General features: G+C 39.2%; 1 protein-coding gene. It reads right to left on the bottom strand.

Going from position 1 to position 311, the window contains the following annotated elements:
* Positions 1-311: CdaR family protein (locus ACSG5Z_RS30230; RefSeq protein ID WP_435712780.1), on the bottom strand; the 311-nt coding region annotated here is incomplete at both ends.

Raw genomic sequence — 311 nt, 5'->3', positions numbered from 1 at the left:
ACTGCGTAATCAGTATCAGGTTTAATGTTTGATTTTTCGAGAGTAGAACCCGCTGGCATTTGATCCTCATTTGATAATTTTAAGTCTACATGGACGTAGTTTCTCGCTTTTTCATGTAGAGTAATTTTAATTGTTGATGGCTGAACTGTTCCTTTCACATCATCTGGAAGCCCGTTCGTTTTCAAAGTAACTTCATAAGTTCCTTTTTCGCTATCTCTCAAATCAACTGGTATATCAAATTGTTTTTTCGCTGATGCTGTAGCAACTGCTGCTTTTGGGCCCTCTAACTTCACCTTAACGCCCTCTGACGG

The organism is Bacillus pretiosus (assembly GCF_051294775.1).
Taxonomy (GTDB): Bacteria; Bacillota; Bacilli; order Bacillales; family Bacillaceae_G; genus Bacillus_A; species Bacillus_A wiedmannii.
Note: the sequence above shows the minus strand (reverse complement) of the source record. Positions and strands in the feature narration are given on the sequence as shown.